The 6,601-nt window shown below is 47.6% G+C and carries 5 protein-coding genes; 4 read left to right on the top strand and 1 reads right to left on the bottom strand.

Annotated features, from left to right (window positions below; genetic code table 11):
• The 4 genes from EGI32_RS17480 to dgt form a co-directional block, all read left to right on the top strand.
• Positions 1-1,035: hypothetical protein (locus tag EGI32_RS17480; RefSeq protein ID WP_255156646.1), on the top strand; the 1,035-nt coding region annotated here is incomplete at its 5' end.
• Positions 1,036-1,116: 81 nt separating this feature from the next.
• On the top strand, positions 1,117-1,245 hold the full coding sequence (locus EGI32_RS17475) for a hypothetical protein (protein ID WP_255156645.1): 129 nt from the start codon (positions 1,117-1,119) through the stop codon (positions 1,243-1,245).
• Between the two features lie 137 nt (positions 1,246-1,382).
• Positions 1,383-3,473, top strand: coding sequence for a M48 family metallopeptidase (locus EGI32_RS17470; RefSeq protein WP_255156644.1), 2,091 nt, complete (start codon positions 1,383-1,385; stop codon positions 3,471-3,473).
• 310 nt (positions 3,474-3,783) lie between these two features.
• Entirely contained in the window at positions 3,784-5,145 is a 1,362-nt protein-coding gene (gene dgt / locus EGI32_RS17465; RefSeq protein WP_255156643.1) for a dGTP triphosphohydrolase, read from the top strand.
• A gap of 166 nt (positions 5,146-5,311) precedes the next feature.
• On the opposite strand, the gene EGI32_RS17460 is transcribed toward dgt, so the two are convergent.
• Positions 5,312-6,508 (bottom strand): IS256 family transposase, encoded by a 1,197-nt coding sequence (locus tag EGI32_RS17460; protein ID WP_255155253.1) that lies wholly within the window; start codon positions 6,506-6,508, stop codon positions 5,312-5,314.
• Positions 6,509-6,601 lie beyond the last annotated feature (93 nt).

The following is a 6,601-nucleotide window of genomic DNA, read 5'->3' as shown; positions in this document are numbered from 1 at the left end:
TCGGGCAGGGGCGCATTTTATGTAATAGTGATGACGAAAGACAGGCAGCCACTGCCTTTTGAACAGGTGACCATCGGCGAATTTCTCACCCGCCTCGAAAGCAGGCTGCCCACGATGTACAGCCTTGCCAAAAATGGCGGCAGCCAGCTGCCCGACCTGATGGAAAAAGCCAAAGCTGGCCTGCAGGAACTCAAAAAACAATTTAAAGACTATCACGATAAGTTTGCCTACTTCCGCGGCCTGCACGAAAATGCAGATATGATAGACCTGGCCAATATAGACGCGGGCAAACCCATCACCTGGCTGAAGACTGAAGCCGAAAGTAAAGAACGGGATTACGGCTCTTCCAACTATGCGCTGCTCCGCCTCAAAAAAGGCGTGAAGCAAGCCTGCGCCACCGGTGGCCCGCAATGGATTGTCTTCCGGATGGAAGCCATGATAAACGAAGCCGATGCAGGAAATACAGAACTGATGGACAACTTTATCAACCGCTTCAATTACGATTATGTATACGATTATTATTTTGGGAACGATAAAGTGATAACCCCTTATCAGCCTCATGCGTATGTAGCCGCGGAGGAGAAAAATAATAACCAGGCCCCGGCTGTTTTATCCGAAACGGCGAAGAAATATGCGGCAGACAGGTCCATCGCATTTTATGAAGATTTTTCAGGGGTAGCCATCGATGCGGCCCCCGCCGCCTGGACGAACGAACGCAACCAGTCGGGCGAAACGATAGGCGTGAAGGAAGTGGCCGGCATTGGTGGAAAATGGCTGAAGCTGCAGAAAAATGCAGCCCCCAGACAATTCAATACCATAAGCGGCGATTTTGAATTCAGCTTTGATGTGATGGTGCAAAAAGGCGATGTACCCTGGGGTACGCCCGGCATACGGCTCGACCTGAAATTTGGCTCGGGCCAGGGCGATAAAACGTTTGCGGTAGATGTATCGCCCGGCGACATGAACCGAAAAGACGCCGCCGGATGGGTGATGCTCACCATGCCCTCTTCGGGCTGCAAGATCGGCAACTATTAGTCCCTCCCCGATTTCACGGGCAGCAAACCCATCAATAAAGTAACCATCACCTTTAAAAAGAAAGGGGGCACCGCTACCATTTTGTGCAACAACAATAAGGTATACGATTGCGGCACCGCATTCAACGGCGGGATGAACCTGAAGAGTTTCAACTTTTATGTGAATGAGAAGAACAGTTATTACATCAGCAATATATTGGTGAAGAAGTAGAATTAATCGCAACGAAACTGCCCAAACCGTCTGTAAGCCTGAGCCTGGCGAAGGCTTGCTCATAGGATTAGAATTTGCCTTCTACAGCCCCATACTGACAAACGGGAGTGTTGAAGCTTCGTATAAACATTAACGTTATGAAATATTTATTCGCCTTACTCCTGCTATCTTTTTGCGCAGCTAAAACCATAGCGCAGCAAAAGCCCAAACAAAAAGCGCCTGTCAAAAAAGAGATGAACAAAATGCTGGAAGATGCGCAGAAGATGATGGATGACATGATGAAGGAGATGGATCCTGAAGACAAAAAATTCATGGACAGCATGGGCATGAAAGTGCCCGGTGTAAAAAAAGCGGACAAGGCGCTGCAGGGTATTTCCGACAAACAACTGGCCAAAGCCTGGGGCGACGACACCCGCATGGTACCTAAAAAAGATGCGGCACGCATTGCAGCCATCGCCCCCGGGGTGCCCGATTCGCGGCTGCTTACCTACATTGCCGCCATCCAGAAAAAACTGATGGGCGCCGTGAACCCCGAACTAGTGAAAGCAGGCGATAAGGTATACGAATATATCCGGCTGAATACGAAGAATTCATCGGAAGCGGGCAACATCGCCGCCGGCTTCTGGATAGCCGGAAAGCCGCAGCTGGCACTGTATATACTGGGCAAAGTGTGTGTGGATGATCCGAAGCAGACAGACAACATCAGCAATTATGCTTCGATGCTGTCGATGCAGGGTGGGCAGCACCTCGCCATCCCGGTGTTGAATAATCTCAATGCAAAATTTCCGAAAAACAGTACGGTGCTCAACAACCTGGGACAGGCATGGTTTGGCCTGGGAGACATCGATAAAGCCAGTAAATATCTCGACAGCGCCATTGCCCTGTATCCCTTTCATGCGCAGGCCAACCTTACCAAAGGGTTGATAAAAGAGAGCAAGGGCGATAAAGCCGGTGCGGTGGAAAATGTAAAAAGATCTATCCGCCATTCTTTCACCGATGAGAAAGAAGGCAAGCTGAAGCAGCTGGGGTACAAGACACAGTTGAAAGATGTGCGGTTGCCCTTTAATCCGCCAGCTGACCCGCTGGGCCTCGAAAAAACAGAACGCCCCGAATACCCGATGAGCGTGAGCCAGATCAATGCGTTGTTGCCGTACTGGCAGCAATTTAATGCCGACTGCGATGCGCAGATAGAACAACTGCAAAAGCAGGCGAAAGAACTGAATGAGAAGTATGCCAGCTCCCTGGATAAATTAATGGCGCAGGGAGCCGCGGCCATGCATGGCGGGGCCATACCTACGGTGAGCGTACCGGTATTTGCTAAAAAAGCCGGCCTGGCAATGGAAGAGCGGAGGCGTTATCACGAGATCAGGATCAAAAAGCTGCTCGACGAATTTAAAAAGCTGCAGGATGACCTGACCGAAATCCGCAAAAATAACCTGAATGCTGCAGCCGAAGAACCCTGCTCCGTGCAGCGCGACGCTGTAAACAGGCGGCTGAAAAAACTGAACGAACGCAGGAAAAAATTTGATGTGCAGGAACTGGAAGTGTTTCGCCATATGTACAACGACCTGGCCTATTATGCAAGGTATACTTCCACCGACGACCTGATGTTTAACATGATCGTGATCCCGTACAAGATAGACTGGCTGAGGAAGAACAGGGAGCTGCAGCCGCTGGAGATGGATTATGCCGGCACCTTTTCAGATTGTGTGGAAGAAGACAAAGGCAAACGCGGCAAGCTGGCCGATTTTGATGATGTGGCCTGCAAAATAAGGGACACTACCAACCTGGGGGTATGGCAGTTTGTAACCACCTGCACCAAACTGATATCGAAGCTCAACCTTAAAGTGATAGAGTATACCCGCTACGAAAATTTTGAAAGGGCCGAAGGCGATGAATATGTGGAAAGCACATTGAAAATAGCCATAGAAAAAGGCGATGGCTTACACAAAGGTCCGTTGAAGGCGGAAGCGAAAATAGGGGCAGCCATAGAATTTGAATTTGACCGCGGCGGCGTAAAAGATGTGATCGCCAGCGTGGAAGGGAAAGTAGGTATCGGCCATAATGTACTCGATGAAGGCCTTGAGGCAGGTGGTAACCTCGGAGGAAAAGATGTATGGGATACCACCGTAGAAATAGGCGTGGAAGGAAAGATAGGCCTCATCAGCGGCAGGGGCTCCATTGGCGGAACGGGAAAGCTGGAAGGGATTAAGCTGCTGGAGTGGTAAAAAAACCTCCGGGGTTTTTCTTCAACCCCGGAGCGTTTGAGCCATCACAAACGCCCGGAGGTTAAAAAGAAACCTCCGGGGTTTTTCTTCCACCACAAACGCCCGGAGGTTAAAAAAAACCTCCGGGGTTTTCATCCCCCCACAAACACCCGGAAGACTGGAAGAAGAAAATGGATAAAGTTTGTTAATGCGTAAACTGTTTTTTACTTCTTCCCGTCTTCCCGGCAAGCGACACCACCGAACGCGAAGTGGTCGAATCTCTCTCCGTCATGGGTTGCAACCCATGGCGAAAAAGGGTTATTTTTGCCGCATGGATCTTAACAAACTTTACTCGGCTACCCGAACCAATTACAACGGCTCTCACAAATCCGATCAGCGCACCGAATTTCAGCGCGACTTCGACCGCATTATTTTTTCTTCCCCCTTCCGCAGGTTGCAGAATAAGACGCAGGTATTTCCATTGCCCGGCAGCGTGTTTGTACACAACAGGCTTACACATTCGCTGGAAGTGGCGTCGGTAGGGCGTTCGCTGGGTTCGCTGGCGGGAAGTTTCATAGCACAAAAATTTGACGCAGATCTTACAGACGAAAGCAAAGAGTTTTACAAATACAGTCTTGATAGCGTCATCGCGGCAGCCTGCCTTTGCCATGATATTGGCAACCCCGCCTTCGGGCATTCCGGCGAAGATGCCATCGCCAGTTATTTCATCAAACACCAGGGTGAACTGAAAGAAAAATTTTCGGAAGACGAATGGAAAGACTTCATCAATTTTGAAGGCAACGCCAATGCCATCCGCGTACTCACGCAGCAGCAGAACGGCAAATCGGGTGGCAGCTTCAACCTTACCAGCTCCACCTTGTCGGCGATAGCCAAATATCCCTGCCAGTCGTCGGCAAAGAATAAGAAGATATTGCACCGCAAAAAATTCGGCTTCTTTCAATCGGAGATAAACGTGTTTGAAGAAATGGCGGCCAATACTTCCATGATCAAAGAAGCAGATTCGCCGGTGCAGTACAAGCGCCATCCTTTTGTGTGGCTGGTAGAAGCGGCCGACGATATCTGTTATCACATCATCGACCTCGAAGATGCCCATCGTTTGTCGATCGTAGAAAGTCATCTTTGCCTGCAATTACTGGTAGACCTCATTGTAAGCCTTGGGGCTGATGACAAATCCCGCCTGGAAACACGACTGCAGGAAATAAAAAATAAGAATGAAAAAGTAAGTTACCTGCGGGCGAAAGCCATCAGTGTGCTCATTGGCAAAGCCATAGAAATATATACCCGCGACTTCGATGCCATTCTCACAGGCGATTACGACACGTCAATTTTTGACAGCATCGGCAAGCAGAGCCCGGTGATACGGCAGATAGTGGATGTGTCGGTAGAATTCATTTACAATCACCGCTCGGTGGTGGAGATTGAAAATGCAGGGTACAATGTGATGTCGGAACTGCTGTCGCATTTCATTCCGCCGGTGCTCGCGGCAAAAGATGCGGTGAGCAAGGCGCAGGATAAAGCCATCAAATTATTGCCCGAACAATTTCGCTACAAAGAAGGCAGCAACTACGAAAAAGTAATGGGCGTGCTCGATTATGTATCGGGCATGACGGATAATTATGCAACGGATCTTTACAGGAAAATAAAAGGGATCGAGATAGGGATGACGGTGTAAAGAAGTTGCGGGTGCCGGGTTATGGGTTGTTGGATGGTTGGCGAAGATGGAAGCGATTTTTCACCGCAGAGAAAGGAGAGAGCAGAGTTTACGCAGAGCTGTACAATTTTATCTCGACACTATCCCATAAAGTGTGTAAGTAAAATATTAGGGTTTGGCTTTTTTATTAAAGCTGAACCCTTTTTTCAAATATTGTTAAGAACTGGTTTAGGATTAAGCCCCAGTTCTGTATGGGCATCGTCCATTTTTTCGTAGCCTCTCTCAGGGCCAAAAATACAGATTTTAAAACTGCCTCATCTGTCGGGAATGATAATTTGTTTTTGGTATACTTCCTTATTTTACCGTTCAGATTTTCTATAAGATTGGTGGTGTAAATGATTTTTCTGATTTCAAGCGGGAAGTCAAAAAATACGGTGAGTTCCTCCCAGTTATCCTCCCAGGATTTAATGGCATATGGATATTTATGGTTCCATTGCGAAGCAAAATGTTCCAGTGAAGCTTTAGCTGCCTGTTTGGTAGGCGCATCATAAATCTGCTTCATATCCTTTGTAAACTGTCTTTTATCTTTCCATACGACATACCTGGCTGAGTTACGGATCTGATGTACCACACATATCTGTGTCTGTGATTGAGGGAACACTTGCTTGATAGTTTGTGTAAATCCATTGAGATTGTCGGTAGCTGTAATAAGGATATCTTCCACGCCTCTTGCCTTCAAATCGGTTAATACACCCAACCAGAATGCGGCGCTTTCACTTTTGCCCAACCACATACCCAGTACTTCTTTTTTACCGTCCCTATTGAGTCCTACGGCCAGGTAAATGGTTTTGTTGATGACCTTACTATTCTCCCTCACCTTAAAAACGATGCCATCCATCCACACAATTAAATACACCGGCTCCAAGGGCCTGTTCTGCCAGGCAATAACGTCATTGGCTACTGTTTCAGTAATACGGGAGATGGTGGAAGCAGACACTTCAAAATTATAAACTTCTCTTATCTGCTCTTCAATGTCGCTTACACTCATTCCCTTAGCGTAAAGAGATACAATGACGTTTTCTAACCCATCCACCATATTTTGCCTTTTAGGCAGCAGCATCGGGTTAAAAGAAGCATCCCTGTCTCTTGGTACCTGAACGGTAGACTCTCCAAAAGAAGTTTTTACCTGTTTGGCTGATGTACCATTACGGGCATTGGAAGAGCTGCTTTTCTCATGCTTGTCATAACCCAGATGTGCATCAAGTTCAGCTTCCAGGATTTTTTCAATACCCCGCTTTTGGAGTTGGGCTAAAAAACTGTTGAGCTGGTCGCCGGTTTTGAGTTGCTTTAAAAAAGCATCCGTGAGTTGTTGTTCGTTGTCCATAATTAAACTGTGTTTTAAAGTTATAAAAAAAGTGATCAAGAACTTGGGGTACCCCAAGTTCTTGATCACTTACACAGTTTATGAAACAGTACC

Source organism: Ferruginibacter sp. HRS2-29, assembly GCF_024343615.1.
Classification (GTDB): domain Bacteria; phylum Bacteroidota; class Bacteroidia; order Chitinophagales; family Chitinophagaceae; genus Ferruginibacter.
Note: the sequence above shows the minus strand (reverse complement) of the source record. Positions and strands in the feature narration are given on the sequence as shown.

Excerpts from the sequence above, each read along its gene's own strand:
- EGI32_RS17470 (WP_255156644.1), top strand. The coding sequence starts at position 1,383 with ATGAAATATTTATTCGCCTTACTCCTGCTATCTTTTTGCGCAGCTAAA.
- EGI32_RS17460 (WP_255155253.1), bottom strand. The coding sequence starts at position 6,508 with ATGGACAACGAACAACAACTCACGGATGCTTTTTTAAAGCAACTCAAA.
- dgt (WP_255156643.1), top strand. The coding sequence starts at position 3,784 with ATGGATCTTAACAAACTTTACTCGGCTACCCGAACCAATTACAACGGC.